We start from the raw sequence: 23779 nt of genomic DNA on the forward strand, positions 1-23779 counted from the left end.
GCGTCTCAGTTGCTTCCCCCAGATCCATGGCCATTAAGCTGATTCAGCTTGCTCAATGCAGCTTGCTCATCATGACGGCAGCATTTTTCTTGTCCATGCCTGTACCTGACTTGGCACTATCCGCATTACCCTTGAATTTGGCTCCATAATAACGCATAAGATCAACGGTACGGATGAATTCAACAGGTTCAGCAATCACGGACCGGGCCTGTACCACCGGCACTGCCTTGTCGGACAGAATCTCATCCAGCACAGGCAAATTCAGTACCCGCTTCAGCTCTGCGCTTACTTTACGGCCGGTAAGGCTATACGCGTAGTTCATCTCTCCCGGCATGTTGGCCGGAACCATAGAGGCTGCATGCGTAAGCTTGACCACAGGCAGTGTACCCCCATCTCCGGCAGCAGGCAGCGTGATAACTGCTCCTCCATCTGGCGCACCAATACCGAACAAAGAGGAGAGCAGATCGTCGTCGCCTATACGCCAATAGAGAGAATCATATTCGCCAATATTATATGAACCCTTCGTTTCTTTATGGCTGTTATCCCAATTGTAAGCAGCGCGTTCCGTAGCGGCTGAAGCTATCTGCAGGAGCATCGACTTCTGGTAGCTGTACAAGCAGAAGAACAGCAGCAGCATAGTGATGCACATAATGATCGGCAACAATAGAGAGGCTTCAATAGTAAAGCTGCCCTCGTCTTTTCGGAGTGTGCTCACTCAAAAACTTCCTGGCTCTTTTCACCCGCTGTAGCAATCAGATCTTTTACGACCTTCACAATTTCCGTACGGAATATTAATACTACTGCAATCAACACAGCGATGATCATAATCATCTCCAATGTACCTAGTCCTTCCTCATCCTTCCAAAATCGCTTTACAGCTTCCACTATCATTGAACTCATCCTCAGCTTCCTCCTCTACATTTTGAGCATCATGAGCGCCGGTGCTCCCACCAGCACAATAACAATTAAAAAGATGACCACCATCGGAAAAACTAGCTTCGAGGAAGCCTGTTCCCCGCGCGTCCGGCTGACAGACTTCCGCTTCTCCCAGAGTATCCGCGAGAGGTCACGCAGCGACAAGACAAAGTCCGCTCCACCCCTGCGGTAATTAAGCAGAACAGTGGTAGTAAACAAAGAAACCTCCTGTACCGCACAGCGTTTACTGAAATTCTCAAAAGCCTGCTGAAACGAATAACCGCTATCCCACTCGGCAGTCATTTTGTGCAACTCCTTGTAAAGCGGATGTGCCATGTCCCCTTTGCGGCTATCCACACAACGGATGATTGCTCTCTGCACCGTCTCACCTGCACCCACCAGGAGCACGATGCTGTTCAGCAGTTCCGGCAACTCAAGCATGATATTCTGCTCCCGCAGACGCACCTTCTTATGCAGGTCACTGACCAGGGCAAACGGCAATATTACCGCCAGCATCCCTCCAAGTGCAATCCCGGCTTTCTCCCCGCTAAATAGCGCGTACGCACATCCAGCTGTCAGGAACAGCCAACTGTAGGTGATCATTTCTCCCATGAAAAGCAGTGTCCGCTCTGCGCTGTAACGGTTGCCGTAGGTCCGCTGAAGTGAACGCTGAATCCGGAACATGACAGCTGGAATGTGGCTTCCAAGCTTCCAGGTGTCGATCAGCCAAAGGAAGGGTTCACCCAGCCGTCGCAGGCGCAGCCCTTCCATTGGGAGTGAGCGTAGCCCGGAGTAGCGAGAGCCGCATTTCAGGAGGAGCAAACCCCAACCAAGTGTCAACACCAACGTGATGGTGCCGCTTAGCCAAATCATTTATTTCACCTCCTTTACAGTGGAATATTCATGATTCTGGAAGTCCACAGATAACACAGAAACAGCAACCCGAGAGCAAGTGTAGATATCGCTATACCTGCACCTGTATACATAGGTTCCATATAATCCCCTGCTGTCAGACTCATGAACATCACCATAATGAGCGGGGAAACCAGTAAAGCCGTAGCCTCAAATTTCTTCTGGGCGATGCTGACCGCTATATCCTGTTGAATATCCAGCTTCTCTCCGATAATGGTTGAAGTACGCCTCACGATCTCTACCAGGTCACCTCCAGTCCGTTTGCACACGGAGAATACATCAGCGAACCGTTCGACATCTTCCATGCCCGCCCGCTTGCTGAAATCCTCCAGTGCTTCTTCTACCGGCTGTCCATACTCCATTCGCGTGCAGATAATATTCAGCTCGAAGATCATATCGCCTCCCCCCTCGGGGTCGAGCATAAGCAGATCCTGCACCGCTTCACGAAATGCATTCTCAACAGAGCGGCCGGCCGACAGCGATGAAGACAGCGAGAACAGCATTTGCTTGAATTGCAGATTAAGGGCAGTACGGCGCCGCCGGTGCAGGTAGTCACGCAACAGCCGTGGAGCATATGCCCCGCCAGGCACCAGCAGACAAGACAGCAGCCCATTGTGATAAAAAAGGTATCCTATTGCCCATAGCAGCGTTCCGCCAGCCAGCATCGCCATGATCTTTTGTAAGGAGGTTAAGACGTACACCGTATAATCTGGCAGTTGTGCCTCCGCTCCGGTATCACGCAGTCCTTGGGGCTTTTGTCTCAATGAGATCAGAGCACTTCCTCCTTCTTATCAATTCCGGCCATTCTGAGTTTGCCGGTATGCAGCATCGGATTCCCGCTAGGGACCAGTCCCCCTTGGACCCGCCCGTTCCTCTCACCTGTTTCACGGAATTCATACAGCGGATTAAGCACCACCTCCCCTTCCTGAACCCCGGTAACCTCACAGATTTCCACCACCCGGCGTGAACGGTCACGCAGACGCGACAGATGCACAAAAATATCAATTGCGGAGCCAATCTGCTGCCGGACAACCGCCACGGGCAAATCGGCTGCACTGAGTACCATCGTTTCGAGACGGCTGAGCATATCCTGCGCACTGTTAGAATGGCCAGTAGACAAGCTGCCATCATGCCCTGTGTTCATCGCCTGCAGCATATCAAGGCATTCTGCGCCTCGGACCTCGCCGACCACAATGCGGTTCGGCCGCATCCGGAGTGAGGAGCGAATCAGATCACGGATGGTGATCTCGCCGCGGCCTTCCGTATTGGCATTTCTTGTTTCCAGGGAGACGAGATTGGGTACAGTCACGATCTGCAGCTCCGCTGAATCCTCTACAGTGATCACACGTTCCTGCGGCGGAATGAATTGCGACAAAGCATTCAGGAAGGTGGTTTTGCCCGAACCGGTGCCACCGCTGATGAAAATATTGTATTTGGCCGCCACAAGCATCTGCAGCATTTCCGCTGCTTCCGCGCTTATTGCTTCCCGGCGGATCAGCTCATTCATCGTCATCGGGGTTTCGGGAAACTTACGGATTGTCATTGCCGGCCCCTTCAGTGCTACCGGCGGCAGAACGATATTGACGCGGGAACCATCCTTCAGTCGCGCATCAACGATTGGTGAGGAATCATTAACCACCCGGTTCACACCCGATACTACCGACTGGATAATATCCTCAAGCCGGCTTCTGGACTCAAAAGCCAGCGGAAGACGCCGGATCTGCCCCTCCTCTTCTACGAAGATTTCATCATGACTGTTAATCATAATCTCGGTGATGGCCGGATTATCCACCAGCGGCTGCAGTACATCCAACCCCCGGAAGGAGTCGAATAGCTTCTTGACCAGGGCATGTTTCTCTTGAGCCGTCAGATGCTGCAGGCTGTCCCGTGCAAGAACCGTCCGCTCAATATACGCGGTAAGCTCACGGTTGCCTACCGCAGAAGTCAGATCCAGCCCGGATCGGATGTCACTGCGCAGCGACCTGAACATTTCTTCATTCATATCCATTCCCGGTAAAGACCTGCGGCAGCGCCGGTTCAATGATTCCCGAGCACAGCTGCTGCACTCCGGCTGTAAATTGCGGAGAATTCAGACACAGCTCCCCATGATGCTGCATGGCCCAGGATGGGATATAAGGAAGTACAGCATCCACCTGAATCCCTTCAGGAAGAATTCCCGCGTTATGTGCATCGGCAGTGAGGTTCATAACAAACCTGCTCTTGACGGGGACCTCCTGATGCATGCCAGAATGCGGATTACTGCAGTGATCCAGCCACCCGGCAGTCTTATGGTGACTGGTCTTAGCACCCGTCAATACCCAGAGCAGAAGTCCACATCTATGCAGAACAGCCTGGGTTTGCTCCTCCTCGAGGGCTCCCGTATCTACAATGACAACATCATAGCGTCCTGCCCGGGACAGCTGCTCCAGAACATCCAATGTATCCGTATGTGTCATCTGCAGCTTTTCCTTAAGATTCTCTACCGGTCTGAAGGCATCCCCCCTTAGACTCTCGTGTCTGATCACATACCTTTCAAGCTCCAGCTCTGTCTTCACTTTGCTCCCTTCCCCTTCATTCGCCTTCAATTCATAGAGCAACCGCTCCAGACCGGGGGCGTTTCCTTCTGGGATACGCAGGAACAACCCGCTGCTGTCCACACTCTCCAGATTCAGATAAAAAACGGATAGTCCCAGCCCTCCTAGCTGCTTGGCCAAATTGAGCGCAAGCGTGGTTTTGCCACTGCCGCCACTGGCTGAAACGACTCCAATCAGCAGTGTCTCCTCCTTGGAGATGGACGCCATTCTGCTCCGCTTCACATCGCACAGCTGTAGAATGGCATCCAGCAAAGAAGGAAGCGATTGATACTTTTCAATCACCTGTCCGCCCGCCAGATTTCCGGAAGATTTGCCGCGGACATCCCCTGCATCGCTGAGAACCGCCCACGGAACGGTGCTCTTCCCCTCCACCAGCCAGGCCTCGATGAAAGAAGGATCTGCTACCACAGCATCCGGTACCTCCTCCCCCTTCATGAATTCCATAAAAGTATCCAACCGGCTGAAAGCGCTGATCCGCAGCATTCCTCCATATTCGCTATGGTGAATATAGTGCAGCAATGGCTCAATGTATTGACTCTCCCGCACTGCAAGTACGATTCTTGCCGCCATGCTCCCTCTCTCCTTTCTGCATAAAGACAGCAAAAAAGCACCGCCAATAACCGTGAGATACGGTCATTGAACGGTGCTTCCGTTACTATTCCTATAATTTACAGCAATAGTAGCATATATATAAGAGTACAGCAATAGCTTTTTTTCCATTACCTCAAAATCCCATGAACTCCCATATCCAGTGCTGGATATTCCCAAGTCCCCTATCTCCCTGTATAATTCATACGTTCATTATTCACCTAACTCAAAACCATAACAAAGGGGACTTACACGACATGAAATTCGTACCCGGTTTTCTTGCAGTTCTGGCCTTATCCGGTGCCATCACCGTATCGGCGGCGGCAGCAGCAGACCAACCCATCACCGTAACGATCGATCAGCAAAAGCTGAACCTAAGCACCAGTGCACCGGTCAAAGACCATGATGCCATCCTCGTTCCAATGCGTCCTATATTTGAGAAGCTGGGCCTCAGCCTGGTATGGAATGCCAAGACAAGCACGATTACAGCCTCCAAAGAGGACCTGACGATCACCCTGCAGCTTGGCAGCAAAAAAGCAAGTGTGAACGGGACTGTGAAGCAGCTCACTTCCGCACCTAAAATGATCAACAACGTTACCTATGTCCCTCTCCGGTTCGTAGGCGAAGCGACAGGCAACAGTGTCACCTGGAATGCCAAAGCTAATACCGTAGAAATCAAAGGCAATCAGAGCAGTGCCGTGACCGAGGGAATCTCAGAGCTTTTTGATAAATACACCAGCTATTCCAACAAAAATGATTTCGCCGGATTCCTGGGTCTGATTGATCCGAAATCGCCACTTGCCGCAGCAGCCCCTGCACTCAAAGAACAGATGGAAAAATCTGATACCACCACAGCGATCGCAAAAATGGACATTATCGATGTTCAGGCACAGGAGGCAACGGTGGACGTTGTGGAAACAACCGTTAGAAACAGCGGAGCCTTCACACCTAACAGCACCGCGGAGTACATTTATTCACTTACTAAGAACGCTGGCGGCTCCGACTGGCTGATCAGCAATGTGCAGATTAAGGCCATCAAATACTCCTTACCTGACGGCGCACTTGAAGCCAAGCTCTCTGTTCCTGCGACTGATGAGGATCAAATTAAGGCTGTGCTGCAGTCCAATACAGATTTCTCTAACAAAGAAGACCTGAGCGGCGTACTGTCTACAATAGACGAATCCTCTCCAGCCTATGCACAGAGCGAACAAACCTATAAGCAGCTTTTCGCCGCTTATGATTTGCAGTCCGCTGTGGAATCTTCCAAAATCATTTACTACAATAATAATGAGGCCGCCATCTATGCCGTACTTACATCCAAAAAGCTGAAGGGGCCACAGTTCACCGATTACCGGGCTGAAACCGTAACAACCGTCAAGAAATCAGCAGACGGCAAATGGAAGCTGGTTCAGACCTACAATCTAAATATCGAACCGCTGACCAAATAGGCTAAATGGACAATTTCCTGTTATAAAAGAAACGCAGCAGACTCCTGCCGGGAGCATCTGCTGCGTTTTTATTTGGAACCATAACCCCTCACAGAAACCGTTGGCGGATCTCTGGCGTTGGGACCAGACACTGATCATCCCGGCCGAACCAACGGTAACGGTTCCTGGCTACAAGTCTGTACAGCGCATTGCGAATTGGCCGGGGGACAACAATGAGCAGATAAGCAGCCGGCCAAGGAAAACGCAGCCTGCACGCAATCCGCAGCACCGCAGCTGACTCCGTATAGAAGACCCCATCCTCAACCAGAACTACCGTGCTTAGCTGACCAGGCACAAGACCGCTGTCACTCAAAAGTTGATGAGAAACCTCGCTCTGTAACGGGGCAAACAGAAACTTGCCTTTGGGATCGCGCGGAATAATAAACCGGACCATACCTTGACACAGATGGCAGACCCCGTCGATCAGCACAACAGATTTGTCCTTCATCATAATTCCCCTCTGGTCTTCCTTCATTGCCCTCTCCCCCTTCCGTTAGTCACAGTATATCCAGAACTATGCTTAGAAAAAAACAAAAGCGCGGGATAAGCTCCCGCGCCGTCATGATCCGTCCGTTTAAGTTATTCTGCGATTGCCTTGTCGATCCATTCGTCCCCGAGCATTTGCCCTTCGAAATCAGCTGTGAAAGCCTCCATGCATTTACAGATGAAGTCTTTGCGGCATACCGGACATGGTGTCTTAAGCAGGCGGCTGATGTTCGTCATTTTCCATTCCGGAAACCGATTGTAGAACGCGCGGCACTCCGTTCCGTCAGCAAGCTTGATAATGAACTCGTACAATCCTTCCTTATCGTTGCTGCTGGCTTTGGTCACATTCGTAATATTCGGTCTGTAAGACATCTTCATCACCCATTATTTAAATTTTTGGTAGTTAATAGCACACGCGACATTAACAGATACTTAGACATATTAAAGAATTTTAGGGGTGATGTCAACCAAAGCAGGCTCTGTGGACTTGCATTTAAGCGTTTACCTGAATTTCCCGACTCCATTTAGACATTATTTCCAGAACCCTTATATATATGCCATCCATTTAGGGGAAACACGGAAAAAAACCGGACATATCTGTCCGGCTTAGATTAGATATAAACCATACTGTATTGCTGCAAGACACTCCTTACTACAATTACAACACGTTCAGTTCAACCTCAATATTGCCGCGTGTTGCCTTGGAGTAAGGACAGAAAGCATGAGCCTTCTCGGCCAGTTCCTCCGCCTTCGCGCGTTCAATACCAGGCAGGCTCACATCCAGTCTCACCGCCAATTTGAAGCCTCCGTCGCTCTCATCCTTGCCGATTAGCACATTGGAAGTCACAACGACATCCTGAAGCTTCACACCTTCTTTACGGGCAATATTCGCCAGCGCACTTTCATAACACGCGCCATAGCCAGCAGCGAACAGCTGCTCCGGATTAGTACCCATGCCCCCCGGGCCGCCTAGCTCCTTCGGCATTTTCAAATCATGCTTGAGAGCACCGTCCGAGGATTCCACTGAACCTTCGCGTCCGCCCCGTACCGTAGCTGAAGCCGTGTATAATGCTTTCATTTTCAATGCTGTCATTGCCTATTCGCTCCTTTTCAAGCCAAATTTTTACTTCCGCATACTTCTAACTTAAACCACTGGCACATTTTGAAACGAATATGCAATATTGTTACAACCTTTAGCTTGCTTCTTTCAATAAATAGTGTAAAATTAAATTGTGATAAATCAATGTTCGGGAGGAATTATCCATGAGTATTTATGATTTTGAAGCAAACACACTGCGAGGCCAGGAAGAATCACTGTCCAAGTACAAAGGCAAAGTGCTGCTTGTCGTCAATACAGCCAGTAAGTGCGGATTCACTCCTCAGTATAAAGGTCTCCAGGAAGTGTACGATAAATTTAAGGACCGCGGGTTCGAAGTGCTCGGCTTCCCCAGCAATCAGTTCGCCGGCCAGGAGCCGGGTGAGAGTGAAGATATTGCAGAGTTCTGCGAAATCAATTACGGCGTAACCTTCCCGATGTACGAGAAAATTGATGTAAAAGGCAACGAAGCTCATCCGTTATTCAAATACCTCTCCAAGGAAGCACCAGGCGTATTGGGCTCTAAGAGCGTCAAATGGAATTTCACCAAGTTCCTGGTTGACCAGGAGGGCCGGGTACTGAAAAGATTCTCCCCGCAGACTACACCGGATCAGATTGAAGCCGATATTGCCAAGCTGCTTGGAAAATAATCACCGTGTAAAAAAAAGAGACTCTTCACGCAGGGCCTGGTGCCTTGCGGGATAGAGTCTCTTTTGTAAGGGACTATATACTTTTCCTCCAGATTACATGGATTCCCTGTTCGATTCATTTCATTGATTAATTCATAAATTCCCCACTCATACCACCCATGCTCGTCTAAAACAGTCAGGTTTTCTATGGAAGGGTACGATGTGAAAGAGATAAATTTATTTTCCAGCCTGAAACCAAGTCTCTGGGCAATAGCTTTGGAGCCAACATTGGTGGATACGCACAACCACTCTACGACGTTATACCTTTTGTCATAACAAGATCTCATTCTGACTAGTAATAAGGTGGGTTACCTTATAAAGACCTTACTGTCAGAACTCCGGATATAATACTTCCTTCCATTTGTCAGAATCCAGCCCATGCTGGCATAAAAATGCGTATAGCAACCTTTCCAGTCCAAATCCTACACATCCGGTACTCGCCCAGTTGTCTTCATCCCGCTGAATGAGGAATCGCTCACCAAAGAATTGTTCATGAAAGTTAAAGGAAGCTGCGGCAATCGTTCTCTGATCCTCAATGTGCAGCCGAAGCTCATATTTTAATTCCAGCATGCGCTGGTTTAATATCTTGGCAGCAGTATCCGCCTTGCAGAAAAACGGATCATTGGCCACCTCGCAATGTCCTGATAACCCCAGGCTGTCAACCAAAGCGAATGCAGCCTCCATCATCTGCTGCCGGCTGTCCAAAACGAACTGTTTCGTGCCCATGAATACGATCTCACGGATCGTAAAGTCGAATAGCCGTTCAATAGTCCGGCAATATTTCGATTCGTAGCGGAACGACTTGCCTTTTGATGTAATTACACGATTCCCTCTATCACCCAGATTTGTTCCTTTTAAATGCTGATACGTATGGTAGCACATCGTTGGCGGCAGACAGTAATCTGTATTGTTGCAATGGTGCAGAGCATAAGCTCCAATCTTGCCGGCTTCCTCATAATCTGCAGAAAAAGCACGATAGGTGTCCACATCATTATGCAAACGTGTGACAAACATGAGCATTTGGGGGAAGGAATCAAAATAACCGCAATCCTCCAATGTCTTTGTTGCAATAAGGGTAGGGTACCGGTATTCTTCTCCGCCCATTGCACTCACGATTTTTTTTATCCGCGCATCCAGCTCATCCATGATTTCAATTAGCGGCTCTGCAAAACAAAGCTGCCCCTCTCCCATTTCATACACGAGTCCCTTTTCCAAAAGCTGGTCAAATATGGGGGCATGCTCAATGGACGGTTCAGCAGAGCACCAAACCTGTCTGGAGGGGATGATTTTCTGTGTTGTAATTTCAGTGGAAATCACAGAGTTGATTTTGGCCTCCAGGGTAGAGAAATCGGTTCCTTCCGGTGCTGTCAGCTCGATGCCATTAATTTCTCCGTTCTCTTGAAGCAGCTTGAAATGTTCAATCTCACTGGAGACAAAATAAAGCCGTTTCTCGATTTCCTCTGCATAAGCGGCATTGATGGGCCTATCATAGGTGATTACGCAGTTCCTCATACCCGTTCTCCTGCCGGAGCAGAACTTCCCGTTTTTCTGGCAATCAATTCATAAATAGAGTTAATTGATTTGAAATTGTCCAGGTCAAGATCCTCGGTCCCAATTGTCAGACTGAATTCTTTTTCAACGAAAAGAACCAGCTGCATGGCGAACAGCGAGTTTACCATCCCTGTAGCAAACAGATTAAGATCCTCATTAATATCAGCACCTTGAACATTCTCCGCCAAAAAATTCTTGATTCTTTGTTTTATTGGATTCATAGTTTAAGCCTCCTGTAGGATCAATTCTTTGGAATAATTATAAAACCCTTGTCCGCTTTTACGTCCCAGACAACCTGCGTCCACCATTTTATACAAGATGGGGCAGGGCCGGAATTTGCTGTCCTTAAAGCATTCATACATAACTTCCATGGAATGGAGAATGGTATCAACTCCGATCAAATCGCAAGTCTCCAGAGGCCCCATCTTATGTCCGTAGCTCAGCTTAATCAATCGGTCAATCTCATTTACGCCTGCAACCCGTTCCTGCACCAGGAAGGCTGCTTCATTAATCATTAGGGTCATAAGCCTGTTGGAAACAAAGCCCGGCATATCATTGACAACGATTCCTTCTTTCCCCATCTGACTTAATAAGCCTTTTGTGATTTCTAACGTTTCTGGAGAAGTATGGTAACCTCTGATCACTTCAGCTACAGGCTTTAGGGGCACCGGGTTCATAAAATGCAAGCCAATAACCTTTGTTGGCCTTTGCGTGGCGGAAGCGGCTTTTGTAATCGGGATGCAAGAAGTATTGACAGCAAAAATAACCGGATCCGGACAGATAAGGTCCAGTCTGGTATACACCTCTTTTTTGAGATTCCAGTCTTCAGTAATATTTTCAATAATATAAGAAGCATCTGACAACAAGGTTTCGTCCGTGGTAAAAGTGATATTCTCCATGACCTGCTCATCAGGGACAGCTGCAGCCGTTCCCCCAAACAGTCTGTACATCCTTACATTCTGCTGAATCAACTGCGCCCCTCTTGCCAGGGCTTCCTCTGAACGGTCCACTGCAATTACCCGATAGCCCGCCTGAGATAAATTCTGAACGACGCCTGTCCCAATAGTACCTACGCCCAAGACACCAATTGTTCTCATATTCTATATTCCGCCTTATGAGGATATTATTTTTACTAGACGTTCTATGGTTGGGTCCAATAAAAAATCAGCAGGATGTACGTGTTGTCCGTATGATTGCTGCACGATGGTCAGCATGTTCACCAGCCTCAAGGAGTCTCCCCCAAGAGCAAAAAAGCTGTCATCCACTAGTACGCCAGTCCTTTCCAGCACATCCTCCCAAATATTTATCAGACCTTTCATTAAATGAAGCGACTGAATCTGCGGCTGACTGTGATCCGGGGAAGCCTCGGCCAGAATCATTGTCCGGCATATGTCCTCGTGCAGATCAACCCTCCCCCATGAGTTTATGGGGATATCCTGTAACATCACTATATCGTCCGGTATCATGTGAACCGGAAGCCGGCTGGACAGAAACCGCCAGAGCGCTTCTTTCTCTTCCACGCTGCTCATGAGCAGGTAGGCAACCAGCTGCTCATGTTCTCCGTTCCGTACATTTCCGCGAACCGCTGCCCACTGAACTGCCGGATGCCGCTCCAGTTCCTGTTCAATCTGCCATACATACAACACAGCGTTCTTCGCATGAACTACTCCATTGTCCCGTTCCCCAAGCACCTCTATAGTGCCATCCGATGTCTTTCGGCCAACAAGCCCCGTCTGGATAAGGAACTGCTGATGACCCTCCTGAGGGGGCCCTGCGTAAATCTCTCCGGTTGCCCAGACGGGACAGGTCGCCGCATTTCTTCCGATAACGGAAAGATCCGCGTGGCTGCAGTACATCTTTGCCTCCCCGCGCCCAGCATGCACAATTACTGGCATACCCGAACCTGCGATCCTCCATACCGCTACAACAGAGACCTGAGGGCAATAGGCTGTAACGGCGCTTATCAACGAAGAAGAAACCCTGTCGTTGTGGATAAGGATACGCTTCAAAGATGGCCCCGGGGATTGCATCTTCTGTTTCAGATAATTTTGCAACCGATTCGTAACTGGCATGGGGGTGCTCCAGACTGTTATTTGTTTACGATCAGCGAATTGCATCAAGTCATCCATTGAGTACTCCCGCAAATGCTCCTGATAAACGACAGTTCCCCCTGAACCAAACATGCCGACCCAGTCCATTAACCAGGCAGGGGAGCCAATGGGCCATAATGAGAGGAGTATTTCCTGCTCTTCCAAGTTAAACCGGCTGCTATAGCCGTTCGCCCATTGCTCCAGCTCTCTATAGGTAAAGACCATTTTGTCCGGTTTCGAACCTCCGGCCGGGCCGTAAAGGATACAAGCGGGTGCATCACTTGCCAGAACAGACAGACTTTCTCCCAAGTTCCCAAGACTATCTACCCGATGCACACCATCCTGTATATCGTTTAGATACAGGAGCAGTACCTGTTCTGGAACATGTGTCCGCTCCAGTAAAGCTTCACAGGATAACACCACTTCAATTCGTTCCTCCTGCATTGATGAGACTACCTGCGTCGGTGTCAAGTCAGGACGGATCAGTAGGGCCACAGCACCTAATTGCAAGACGGCAAGAACAGCAGCAATATACTCCTGCTCTTTATCCAGCACAATACCTACTCTTGTATGAGACGTCACTCCCGCATCGCCCAATAGCCCGGCGATTTGCGATGAGCGGCTAAACAACGAGGCATAGGATATATCCCGTTCCTTCGCTGAAATAGCAATATGCGCACCATGCTCTTCCATCCGTTTCAAATCATAGCGAAAAAAGGCCTGACTGGTTAATGAAGCGGGAGAGTCTATACTGACTTGGCGGTTCTCAGGTATGTCAGAATCCATATTCTCGGCCACAGTCATCTGCCAGCAGGCTTCTTGCAAGGCAAGCTTTCCCAACAGATTTCTGTAGGCGGCTTGAAGATCCTCCAGCATTCCCTCTGGAAAGGCCGATTCCATCGCTTGCCATTTACAATGAAGGCTACCTGTCATATCCCTGTATAGCGTAGGTAGCAGTTGTATTTGATTGGTGTAAAGCCCAGCTTCCCGTTCCCTCAGCTTCGGAAGAGGCAGCAAGACTTGCTTCAGCTTATTCCAGTCGGACTGCAGCCCTCTAGCTGCCGCCCCCCTCTTCTTAGCGAAGTGCAGGGCAGATAGATTAGGCATGTCTGGCGAATTGCTGACATTCCCGGCACTCTCTTCTGCTGTATCCACATCGAAAACTGTATTAAAAAAAACTGTCACCCCTGTTCTTGGGGCAACCGCATGCAGCCGGTTCATCTCCCGGAGAACCTCAAAACCCGAGCCGAAAGGATCATCCAAGTGTTCAACCGCCTGTCGCTGAAGCAGGTGGGCCCGTTCGTTGAAGGTGCCTCTCCATGGATCTGCCTCAATCAAGTGGATGGTATTAAAATTCCCCAAGACTTGATGCATTTGCTGATGCATTGGCGGACGGTAAGTGGCAATCAGTCCTATGCTGAACCGGGGAACCTCACTCCGGCACGCAAGAACATCCACAAACGCGGACATTAATACCGTCGAGAGACTTAAGCCTCTGTGAGCCGCCTTTTCCACCAGTAGCTTGCAAGTATGATTATCCAGAAGCTGCTCATCCCAAATTCTGATATCCGGCGGTGTGTCGGGCAGAATGAGCGTCTTGCCAGGCAGAAGAGGCCCCATCGGCAAGGTGCCTGCCTGGCGTAGCCAGCGTTCCCTTGACCTTGTAACCGCTCTGCTGGATCTGTACGCTTGCCATGCGACTGCATAATCGCTGAATCCGATCTCCAATGGAGGCAGAGCAGCCCGGGGCTGTTCCATTAGATGGAACAGCTCCTGAAAGAACTGGATTCGGCTTGTTCCGTCCATCAGCAACGGACTAATTCTAATCTGAAGCACCATTCTCCCACGGCTGAGAAGGTGAGGAAGAAATTCAAACAACGGCCACTCCCGCACCTTGATTTTCTCGGTTCTCATACGCCTGCGTGCAGATTCAAGCGCCTTCTCCAGCACCTCTTCCTTCAATCCCCGCAGGTCGTTCAGCTTCACATGATAGCGGGGATACTCTTCCAGCACTTGTTGCCTTCCGCTATCCAGAATGATGGTTCGCAGAACATCATGGCGTTTCACTAATTGATCTATGGCTGCTTCCAGTCTTCTGCGCAAGTAGGCTGTTGTCAAAAAGTTAATATTGCTGATCTCATACTCAATATATAAGTTGCTCCCACCGGCGCTTGCCTCAAAATACCCGCTCTGTCCCAGCCAGTATACTTGCTGTACTTCTGTCAGCGCATACGGCTCATTAGTAATCGGGCCCCCGGAACCAATTGCCGGAATTCCAGCTTGCTGATCGGGCTCATCCGTGATCTTCTCCTGCAGCCTTTTACGCAGCAGCTCACGCTTCTCGGGTGAGAGTAAGGCAATACGATCCTCAATGCTGCTCATGTCCGCTCTCCTCTCTTGGAGACAGTGGTCCGTATTTCCTGGTTACAGTGCATTCATCCTGATCCGCGCTTCCTCATCAGACAACTGCTCCAGTTCATCCAGCCATTTTTCCAGGTCTCCGTCTTCCTGCTGCAACTCTGCCTGCTCGCGCACAATGGCATATCCCAGCTTGTCAATGGTGGGAGCCTCGAAAATATACCGCAACGGAAGCTCTACACGGAATGTTTCTTTGATCCGGCTTGATAACTGCACCGCCAACAGGGAATGCCCGCCCTTTTCAAAGAAATTGTCGTATACGCCTACGGAATCAAGCTCAAGCAACTCCTCCCAAATCAATGCCAGTGCAGATTCTGTTGGTGTGCGGGGCAGCACCTTGACTTCCTCGCCTCCCCAATTCTCAGCCGGACTCGGCAAAGCCTGATGATCCAATTTCCCGTTCACAGTAACTGGAAGCTCCTTCATGAGCATAAAGGCCGAGGGAATCATGAAATCAGGCAGCTTATCAGATAAATAGTCATAACAATCCTTTGACGATAATTCACTCCCGACTTGTGGAACCACATAGGCGGTTAAACGGCGAGCCTCCCGTTCTCCCTTCCGAAGCAGCACAACCGCTTCCTTAATATCCTGATTTCCGGTCAGCACAGCTTCAATCTCACCCGGTTCGATCCGGAAGCCCCTGAGCTTGATCTGTTGATCTGTTCTTCCTATGAAGTCAATGTTGCCGTCAGCCAGAAATTTCCCGATATCTCCCGTCCTGTACAGCCGTTCCCCAGGTTGACCGCTGAAGGGATGAGGGATGAAGCTTGCGGCAGTATGATAAGGATCGTTAAGATATCCTCTGGCCAAGCCGCAGCCGCCAATATAGAGTTCTCCCGGCACACCCGCAGGGACCGGACAGAGATTCTCGTCCAGTATATAGACCTGTGTATTGGGAATTGGTCTGCCAATTGCCGGCTTCCTCCCAACCTGTCCGCAGGTATGCCAGGTTGCCCATATCCCGGCTTCCGTGGGTCCATAGAGATTATTAAATATCCGGCCGGTTCCCCATAATTCCACCCATTTTTGATCACAGCTTTCACCTGCAGTGTTAATGATGCGCAAATGGGGCAAGTCACTGTATGGCAGAGCTGATAGTCCCGATGGTGTAATCGTCATCACCGTGATCTTCTGTTCTTGCAGCAGTCCGGACATCCGTGGGCCCGGCATAGATTCTTCACGCGTCGGCAGACATAACGCCGCACCATTCCCCAGTGCCATTCCCACCTCGAACACGGAGGCATCGAATCCGATAGATGCCAACTGCGCAACCCGGTCTTCCGCAGTTACCTTGAATATTTCCTTCTGCAGTCTCACGACATTGCCTAATCCGCGGTGGGATAACAGCACCCCCTTCGGAACTCCTGTAGAGCCGGAAGTAAAAATGCAGTAGGCTAACTCTCCCGGCCCAGGCAGGTTCGTTACCATCTCCTCCTGCTTCGCGAATGCATCCAATCTCAAACCTGTGACAGATGGAGGCATCCGGTTCGGCAGTTGTTCCTGCGTGATGACCAGAGCTGTCTTGGTTTCATGCAGAATAAAGTTCATTCTTTCCTCGGGAATTCTCGGATCCAACGGCAAATATATGCCTCCGGCTTTCCAAACTGACAGCATGGCGATGATCCAATCAGGTGAACGCTCAAGATATACGCCCACCATGGTTCCGGGACTGATGCCATGCTTACGCAAGCGGTAAGCCAGCATATCGGCCCGATTATTCAGTTGCCTGTACGTCATCTCCATGCCATCGTATACAGTAGCGATCCTTTCGGGATTCTGCCCGGCATAACGCTCAAACCGCTGAATCACTCCTTCCCCTTCGTCAGCCACGACCTGGGATGGATGGGGATTCCTGCTCCAATTGCTTACAATAGTTTCTTGCTCTACAACATTCAGCATGGAGATCTCCTGGAGTCGGCAAGAAGGACGAACTGAGAATTGCTCCAATATCGTCTTTAAATGGCCAAGCATAGAAGCGATGGTACTGGAATCAAAATATACCGATTGATAATGAATTTGAACGGTAGCCGCCGTTGATCCGGCAGGGGGAATGATAATAACATTTAATGGATAGTTCGTCTGCTGTTCAAACCGGAAATCGCTGATATCGTAATCACCGCCGGATTGAATCCATTGCTTGTCCATCGGGTAGTTCTCAAATGCCAAAATACTGTGAAATAAAGGGGTGCTCTTAGGCAGCCCGCACCATTGCTGAATCTGCAGCAGGGGTGTGTATTCATACTGAAGCAGCTCGGTAAAATGCTCCTGAATAGTCTTCAGCCAGGGAATCAGCGTTGCTTCCTCTGAAACACATATCCTTACAGGAAGTGTGTTAATAAACATTCCCACCGCTTTCTGGATTGCCGTCAACGGACCTGAACGGCCGGATAGAGATGCCCCGAAGACTATATCCTTTTCTCCGCTATAACGGCTCAACAACAGAGCCCAAGCTCCAAGCGCGACAGTATTTAAAGTCAAATGCTGCTTTTGTACCAGAGCTTGCAGTTGAATCGACGAATCGGCTGATAATTCCACGGACTGCTTCTCGAACCGGGCAGCAGGCTGCGTTCCGGATTTGATATACTCCATCAACGGAACCGGCGAACCGAATTCGGCCAAAGTGCGCTTCCAATAGGCCTCCGCCTTGACCAGATCCTGCTTGCGTACCCACTCGATATAATCTCCAAAGGGACGGTAGCTCTCAATATGGAATTGCTTACTTTCGATTAAGCTGTGGTACAAATGAAAGAATTGGCTAAACAGCAGGGAGGTTGACCATCCATCCAGCACCAGATGATGGGAATGCCATATGAATTGCCACACCTTATCTTCCAAGCGGATAAGAGCCATGCGCAGAATAGGCGCTTTTGTAAAGTCAAATCCTCGCTTCCTGCTTCCCTCCCGGTACCCGTCAAGCTTGACCTTGCGGGTCTCGGCATCGATAGATGTCCAGTCCAGATATTCAAGCGGAAGTTCAACCTCACGCTGCACCAGCTGTACCGGAGTTGAAATATTGTCCCAATGAAAGGAGGTACGCAGCACGCTATGTTTGTCAAGCAGCTGTCGCCAGGCCTGTTCAAAAGCATGACGGTGCAGTCCCCCCTTCATCACAAACTCCAGCTCAAGAAAATAATCAGGCGCCTCAGGCTGGTACAGACTGTGAAACAGAATGCCCTCTTGAGCTGGAGATAGGTTGTACATATCCTCAATGTTAGTAGGCTTCATCATAACCTCCGTATTAGGTTATACTGCCAAGCAGTTTATTAAAATCCTGGTCGCTGATCCGAAGCCGCGGAAAGTCCGAGGGTGTGAATCCACCTGCCTCCGCAGATCTGCAGTGCTCTATAATCTCCAGCAAGACTTCTTTGAATAGACCAGCGAGCTGTCCAATGGAATCCTCGTAATACAGGTTTAGACTGTAATCGAAATGGATCTGGAGCCGGCCCTCAATCACATGGCAATTCACACCCAGCTTTGCCGGTCTTTTGCTCAGTGGACTTACGGCTGCACCCATATACTCCATTGCAGGCTGAAAAGATGCCTTTTCCCCAAATATCTGATCCAGCTGTCCTAAGTAATTAAATATAACTTCTGCCGGAGAGGCATGCTGCAACTGAATGTCCTTGCCGGCATCCGGTTTCCAGTAACTGTACATTAAATAGCTGATGCCTTTACCCGGAACCCTGCGAAGCTGCTCCTTAACCGATTTAAGTGTCTCGCCTAGACCTCCGGTTTCCGCGCGCTCCATCAGCAGGGGATACATGGACGTAAACCAGCCGACGGTTCTTGAGATATCGATCCCTTCTGTTACAACATCTCTGCCATGACCCTCAAGAAGCACACGCACAGAAGGAGTGCCCCGCCACCTGTAGCAGGCCTCAAGGAAGGCAGCTAACAGAATATCCATAATTCGTGTGTTGTAAGCCAGATGGACTTCACGCAGCAGCGCCGAGGTATCCTCCCGCTCCAATGTCACCGTCATCATTGCAGAAGATCCGGCAGTATTGCTGTCCGTTGCTTTGTCGGTGGGGAACAGAACCCCGCCCCTGCTGGAATCAGCCAGCCAATAGTTCATATCAGGTTCCCAGTATCCCTCATGGAACTTCTCCTTAAGGTCCATGACCCAACGTTTATATGAGGTTGTCTTTCGTTGAAGCTGAATTTTCTGGTCATCCCCCGCTTGCCACAAGGCCGACTGCAGATCCTCCAAAATCACTCTCCAAGAGAACCCGTCAATCACTAAATGATGGCAGATCATCAGCAACCGGTCAGGCTGCGGGGCACCAAGGCGAAACAGGACAAATTGGACGACCCTTCCCGTTGATAGATTTAGACTTTTCTGTAATTGATTAGACTGTTCCTCAATGGCAGCGGCTTGCATCTCCGGCGCAATGTGCTCCAAAGAGACGTGCTTGAAAGCTTCCATGTCAAGTGGATCCGCGCCATAATAAGCTTCCCAGCCCTCTGATGTCTGTACAAAACGGGTACGAAGCGCATCATGCTGCTGCACCAGCCGCTCTACTGCATATTCCCAATGACTGTAATCGTAGCGTTCACGGACTTCCAGCATGAAAGACATATTCCAGTGATGTCGCTCCGGCTGATTCATTGAGAAGAACCAGCTTTGAACCGGAGATAACGGACAGCTCCCTGTTATCATCCCCTGCTCCTCTTCCGTGTCAGCCCCGCTTCGCTCTTGCACCAGCGGAGCCAGACCCGCGATGGTCTGATGACGGAAAATATCAATATGATGGATATGGATACCGAGCCGGTGGGCTCGTTCAGCAATTTGGATGCTTAGAATGGAATCCCCACCCAGCTCGAAGAAATTGTCATGGACACTCACCCGCTCCACACCCAGTACCCCGGCCCAGATCTCTGCTAAGCTCTTCTCAACTTCAGATGAGGGCGCAACGTACTCTTCACTCCCTTTCTCTGTTTTCAACCCTGGCATCCGCTTTCTGTCGATTTTTCCGCTTGGCGTTAACGGAAGTTCAGGCAGCAGAATAAAGTCGGAAGGAACCATATACCACGGCAGTTTGTTCGAAGACAGCTCTCTTAACTCCCGAATCAGGGTGTTGCGGCTGCGCCACGAATCGGTAAGTTCGGGTTGCCCGGTCTGAACCGCCTGTACTTCCCGCGCCGGCGCTGGCCTTAGGGCATATACATTATAGAGTCCAGTTTCACTTAACTCACTGTCCTGCTCCAGCCACACTTCAAATCCATGGCGGATCAGAAGGTGCTCAACTTCCTGAAGCCGGCCTTCCCTGTCATGGGTTTCCAGCACAATTTGTTTGATCTTCGGCCAATCTTTCTCTTTTATTCCCTTCAGTACGTCAAGCTCACCCTTCTCTACATCCACTTTCAAAAGGTCTATGCTCTCCACGTCACATTCCATGATGATATCGGAGATGGTTCTAAGCTGACATTCATGCTTCTCCGTAGCCAGCCGTTCGTTCAGCATGTCCTGGATCATCTCTTCACCGATCTCCTCCAGGTGTTGATGCTTGAGAAATGCCCGAACCACCGCCTTTTCCTCGTCAACATCGGCATAACGGCCGGATAATATTGACAGGTTGGGATAGTAACTGAAGGTTTCCGTCTTATTGGCATCCGCCAGCCCGCATGCAAATAATCGCGCATTCAAGCCATATAATCGCACATTCTGTTCCAGCGCCCGGAATACGGGCGGAATAGGCTCAAATGCATAGATTGTACAATTTTTGCTTATGGCACCGGCATAGAGAGCGAACATCCCGATATTGGCACCGACATCAAATATGCAGCTCCCCTCCTCCAGAGTTATCCCCCGTTTGGAGTAGGACTCGTTGTCCCAAATTTCCCGGTACATGAACTCAGTCTCATTCTTATTGCGATGAACCAGCTCCAGACCATTAGGAAGCGTATACAGCGACAGCTCGCTCCCGGCCTCCTCCTGGAGCCTCAGAATTCCACTGATTGCGGAAGAAGACTGCGGGTCAGGAACAATATAGGCGGCTAATCTCCGTTCGCCCTCCGCAAGTTCTTGAAGCATAGCTACAGCGCTCTGCACGCCGGGATGGGTGGATAACGCTGCTTCAATCTCGCCCATTTCGATTCGGTAGCCGCGCATCTTGACTTGCTGGTCCATTCTGCCCAAATACTCAATATCTCCGTCCCTCAGATAACGCGCCAAATCACCCGATTTATAGAGCCGCTCCCCTCCCTTTAGGCTATAGGGATTGGGAATGAAGCGCTCAGCCGTCAAATCCGGGTGCTTGAAATAGCCAAGAGACACTCCTGCTCCGCCCACATAAATTTCGCCCGGTACGCCTACAGGGACGGGATTTAGCCGGGAATCAAGTATGTAGAGCTGCAAATCCGGAAAGGCACAGCCGATTACACTGCCGGCTCCCCGTTGTAAATCCTGCTTGGTAATCCGCCGGAATGTGGCATGCACGGTAGTCTCCGTAATACCGTACATGTTAACCAGCTGAGGCTGCTCATCTCCATAGCGTTCAAACCACGGCTCCAGCCTGTATATATCAAGCGCTTCGCCAGCGAATATCACCCAGCGCAGACTCGGGATCCGGGCGGCTTCATGCTCCTGTACCAGCCGGGCCAGCGCATGGAATGCTGTAGGAACCTGATTTAGAACAGTAACCCCTTTCTCATACAAGAGATCATAGAATTGCTGCGGTGAACGGGTAACCTCATAGGGGGCAATCACAATTTGGCCTCCATGGAACAACGCCCCCCACAACTCCCATACCGAGACGTCAAAAGAATAGGAATGGAACAGTACCCACACATCATCCGCTCCGAATCCATACCAGGTTTGTGTCGCATCAAATAACCGGACGACATTGGAATGGGTAACCAGCGTTCCTTTGGGGTGTCCAGTTGATCCGGAGGTATAGATGACATAGGCTAAATCGGCCTGGTTCACAGAGCCGGACAAGTTATTAGCCGGTTCTGCATCCATCAGATGCCAATCGCGATCCAGGCATAGCATGTTGGACACTTCTCCGGCAAGTTCATGGGCCAATTCTTCTTGGGTCAGTATCAGCTCTACCTCTGAATCCGCCAGCATATACTTGATCCGCTCTCGTGGGAACATGGGGTCCAGTGGAAGATAAGCGCCCCCGGCTTTTAGAATACCAAGGATGCCTATAACCATTTCTACGGAACGATCGGTATACATCCCGACAAGTTGTCCCTGCTGAGTACCCTGCTTCCTCAAATAATGCGCCAACTGATTCGCCCGCCGGTTAAGCTCGCTGTAGCTTATTTCCCGGTCCTGATAGACAATTGCTGTCGCATCAGGCGTTTGTTTGGCCTGCGCTTCAAACCGCGTATGAATACCGTCTCCCTGCAAAAAATCGGATGAACCGCTGTTCCACTCTTGCAGAAGCTTGTTTTGTTCTGTGGAGTTCAACAATGGCAGTGCCGAAATGGCAGCCTCCGGATCGGAAATTATTCCCTCCAGCAGCGTCTTAAAATGTCCGACGAACCGGGAAATTGTATCTAAATCAAATAAATCGCTGCTGTAGACGATTCTGCCTTCCAAGCTGTCCGGAATATCAAACAGTTCGAAGGTCAGATCGAACTGCGCATCTACGTCCGCTTCCACGGTGCTTATGGCCAGGCCTGGCATGCGGATTGCGCCCATGGGAGCATTTTGCATAATAAATGCAATTTGATACAGGGGAGTGTGGCTTAACGTTCTCTCAGGCTGAAGTTCCTCTACCAGTCTCTCAAAGGGCAGATCCTGATTGGCAAATGCGCCTAACGTAACTGCCTTGACCCGTTCTATAAGCTCCATAAAGCACGGATTTCCACTGAGATCCGTGCGAAGCACTACAGTATTCACAAAAAAACCGATCATCTCTTCCATTTCCTGCCGCGGGCGGTTGGCTACCGGTGTACCAATGATGACATCTTCCCGCCCCGTATACCGGTAAATCAGTGTTTTGAACGCAGCCAGCACGGTCATAAATAACGTGCAGTCCCTCTGCCGGCTTAGCGTACGCAGCGCAGAAGTAACCGAGGCATCCAAATGGAAATAATGACAAGCGCCGCGAAAGCTTTGAACTGCAGGCCGAATACGGTCAGCAGGCAGCTCCAGCAATGCGGGAGCCTCCGCCAGTTGACGGGTCCAATATCCCAACTGCCGTTCCAGCACTTCACCCTGAAGCCTTTCCCGCTGCCATATTGCATAGTCTGCATATTGCAGACGCAGAGGCTGTAAAGGCAAGGGGTTACCCGCCACGAAGGCAGCATACAAATCCGTCAATTCCCTGATCAACACCCCCAAAGACCATCCGTCAAAAATGATGTGATGGAGCGTAATCAACAAAACGTATTCTTGGGTATTTATCCGGAGAAGTGTGCATCTCAGTAAAGGTGCCTTAGTCAGATCAAACGCCTGCTGTGCATCCCTGGAAGCCAATTCCCGTACCCGGCTGCTTCGTGTCTCTTCCGCGGTTTCCATCAAGTCTATAAACGCAATAGGAATATGCAGCTCCGGAAGAATGCTTTGAGTGACTGTTCCTTCCTCCGCTGCAAAGGTCGTTCTTAATATTTCATGACGTCTTACCACTTCATTCAGTGCATATTCTATTGCGGCAATGTTCAGTTCTCCTTCCAAGCGGAATGCAACCGGGAAATTGTGGGAAGCCCGGCTGGCCTCCCACTGATCCACGATCCATAAGCTGTGCTGGGCAAAAGATACAGGGAGAGAGTCAGAACTCTCCCTGCCGGTAACAATCGCCGGAATCTCCGAACTGTCCATGCCTTCAAGCAAATGCAGAATATCTTCACGCCAATGGGACAGTTGCGAGCGAATATCCTGCGTTAAAGCTCCCTGAGGCGCATTACAGCGTAATTTGCCCTTTTCCGCCCAGAGGCGGATGTCCCGCTCCCGGAGCAGGGACAAAAACTCAGCAAGTGACATATGGTTTGCCCCTCT

Annotated in this window: 17 protein-coding genes; 2 read left to right on the plus strand and 15 right to left on the minus strand. The window is 50.1% G+C overall.

Annotated elements, in window-relative coordinates; genetic code table 11:
- Positions 1–52: 52 nt before the first annotated feature.
- From A3849_RS16825 to A3849_RS16850, 6 genes are read right to left on the minus strand one after another with little or no spacing between them, the layout of a single operon-like run.
- Positions 53–715 carry a TadE/TadG family type IV pilus assembly protein gene (locus A3849_RS16825; protein ID WP_074112447.1) on the minus strand — a complete coding sequence of 221 codons (663 nt, stop codon included), beginning with the start codon at positions 713–715 and terminating at the stop codon, positions 53–55.
- Positions 712–900, minus strand: coding sequence for a Flp1 family type IVb pilin (locus tag A3849_RS16830; RefSeq protein WP_074109306.1), 189 nt, complete (start codon positions 898–900; stop codon positions 712–714). The genes A3849_RS16825 and A3849_RS16830 overlap by 4 nt, the downstream gene beginning before the upstream one ends.
- A gap of 15 nt (positions 901–915) precedes the next feature.
- A complete protein-coding gene (locus tag A3849_RS16835) occupies positions 916–1788 on the minus strand; it encodes a type II secretion system F family protein (protein ID WP_074112448.1) in 873 nt (290 codons plus the stop codon).
- Positions 1789–1802: 14 nt separating this feature from the next.
- Complete coding sequence (locus A3849_RS16840) at positions 1803–2597, minus strand: type II secretion system F family protein (RefSeq protein ID WP_372237774.1); 795 nt, start codon at positions 2595–2597, stop codon at positions 1803–1805.
- Entirely contained in the window at positions 2597–3829 is a 1233-nt protein-coding gene (locus A3849_RS16845; protein WP_074112488.1) for a TadA family conjugal transfer-associated ATPase, read from the minus strand. Before A3849_RS16845 ends, A3849_RS16840 begins: the two co-directional genes overlap by 1 nt.
- The gene (locus A3849_RS16850) at positions 3822–4991 is read right to left on the minus strand and encodes a cellulose synthase operon protein YhjQ/BcsQ (protein ID WP_074112450.1); all 1170 of its coding nucleotides are present in this window, start codon (positions 4989–4991) and stop codon (positions 3822–3824) included. Before A3849_RS16850 ends, A3849_RS16845 begins: the two co-directional genes overlap by 8 nt.
- Before the next feature lie 275 nt (positions 4992–5266).
- Between A3849_RS16850 and A3849_RS16855 the strand changes: the two genes are divergently transcribed.
- Entirely contained in the window at positions 5267–6457 is a 1191-nt protein-coding gene (locus A3849_RS16855; protein ID WP_074112451.1) for a copper amine oxidase N-terminal domain-containing protein, read from the plus strand.
- Positions 6458–6545: 88 nt separating this feature from the next.
- Here the strand turns inward: A3849_RS16855 and A3849_RS16860 are convergent, their stop codons facing one another.
- The 3 genes from A3849_RS16860 to A3849_RS16870 all read right to left on the minus strand — a co-directional run bounded on the left by A3849_RS16860 (position 6546) and on the right by A3849_RS16870 (position 8060).
- On the minus strand, positions 6546–6971 hold the full coding sequence (locus tag A3849_RS16860; protein ID WP_143191839.1) for a thiol-disulfide oxidoreductase DCC family protein: 426 nt from the start codon (positions 6969–6971) through the stop codon (positions 6546–6548).
- A 104-nt stretch (positions 6972–7075) separates the two neighbouring features.
- Positions 7076–7354: a hypothetical protein gene (locus tag A3849_RS16865; RefSeq protein WP_074083281.1), complete on the minus strand. Its 279-nt coding sequence runs from the start codon at positions 7352–7354 to the stop codon at positions 7076–7078.
- Positions 7355–7640: 286 nt separating this feature from the next.
- On the minus strand, positions 7641–8060 hold the full coding sequence (locus A3849_RS16870) for an organic hydroperoxide resistance protein (protein ID WP_074112490.1): 420 nt from the start codon (positions 8058–8060) through the stop codon (positions 7641–7643).
- 185 nt (positions 8061–8245) lie between these two features.
- Here A3849_RS16870 and A3849_RS16875 point away from each other — a divergent pair, with 185 nt between their 5' ends.
- The gene (locus tag A3849_RS16875; RefSeq protein WP_074112452.1) at positions 8246–8728 is read left to right on the plus strand and encodes a glutathione peroxidase; all 483 of its coding nucleotides are present in this window, start codon (positions 8246–8248) and stop codon (positions 8726–8728) included.
- A gap of 369 nt (positions 8729–9097) precedes the next feature.
- On the opposite strand, the gene A3849_RS16880 is transcribed toward A3849_RS16875, so the two are convergent.
- Genes A3849_RS16880 through A3849_RS16905 form a run of 6 tightly spaced genes read right to left on the minus strand, consistent with a single transcriptional unit; the run spans position 9098 to position 23764 of the window.
- Complete coding sequence (locus A3849_RS16880) at positions 9098–10279, minus strand: class-II aminoacyl-tRNA synthetase family protein (protein WP_074112453.1); 1182 nt, start codon at positions 10277–10279, stop codon at positions 9098–9100.
- Positions 10276–10539 carry an acyl carrier protein gene (locus tag A3849_RS16885; RefSeq protein WP_074112454.1) on the minus strand — a complete coding sequence of 88 codons (264 nt, stop codon included), beginning with the start codon at positions 10537–10539 and terminating at the stop codon, positions 10276–10278. The genes A3849_RS16880 and A3849_RS16885 overlap by 4 nt, the downstream gene beginning before the upstream one ends.
- A gap of 3 nt (positions 10540–10542) precedes the next feature.
- On the minus strand, positions 10543–11415 hold the full coding sequence (locus A3849_RS16890) for a 3-hydroxyacyl-CoA dehydrogenase family protein (protein ID WP_074112455.1): 873 nt from the start codon (positions 11413–11415) through the stop codon (positions 10543–10545).
- 15 nt (positions 11416–11430) lie between these two features.
- Entirely contained in the window at positions 11431–14790 is a 3360-nt protein-coding gene (locus A3849_RS16895; RefSeq protein WP_074112456.1) for an AMP-binding protein, read from the minus strand.
- Positions 14791–14832: 42 nt separating this feature from the next.
- Positions 14833–18054: a non-ribosomal peptide synthetase gene (locus tag A3849_RS16900; protein ID WP_074112457.1), complete on the minus strand. Its 3222-nt coding sequence runs from the start codon at positions 18052–18054 to the stop codon at positions 14833–14835.
- A 13-nt stretch (positions 18055–18067) separates the two neighbouring features.
- Entirely contained in the window at positions 18068–23764 is a 5697-nt protein-coding gene (locus A3849_RS16905; protein WP_074112458.1) for a non-ribosomal peptide synthetase, read from the minus strand.
- Between the last annotated feature and the right edge of the window lie 15 nt (positions 23765–23779).

Source organism: Paenibacillus sp. P46E, assembly GCF_001909095.1.
Lineage (GTDB): Bacteria > Bacillota > Bacilli > Paenibacillales > Paenibacillaceae > Paenibacillus_AQ > Paenibacillus_AQ helianthi.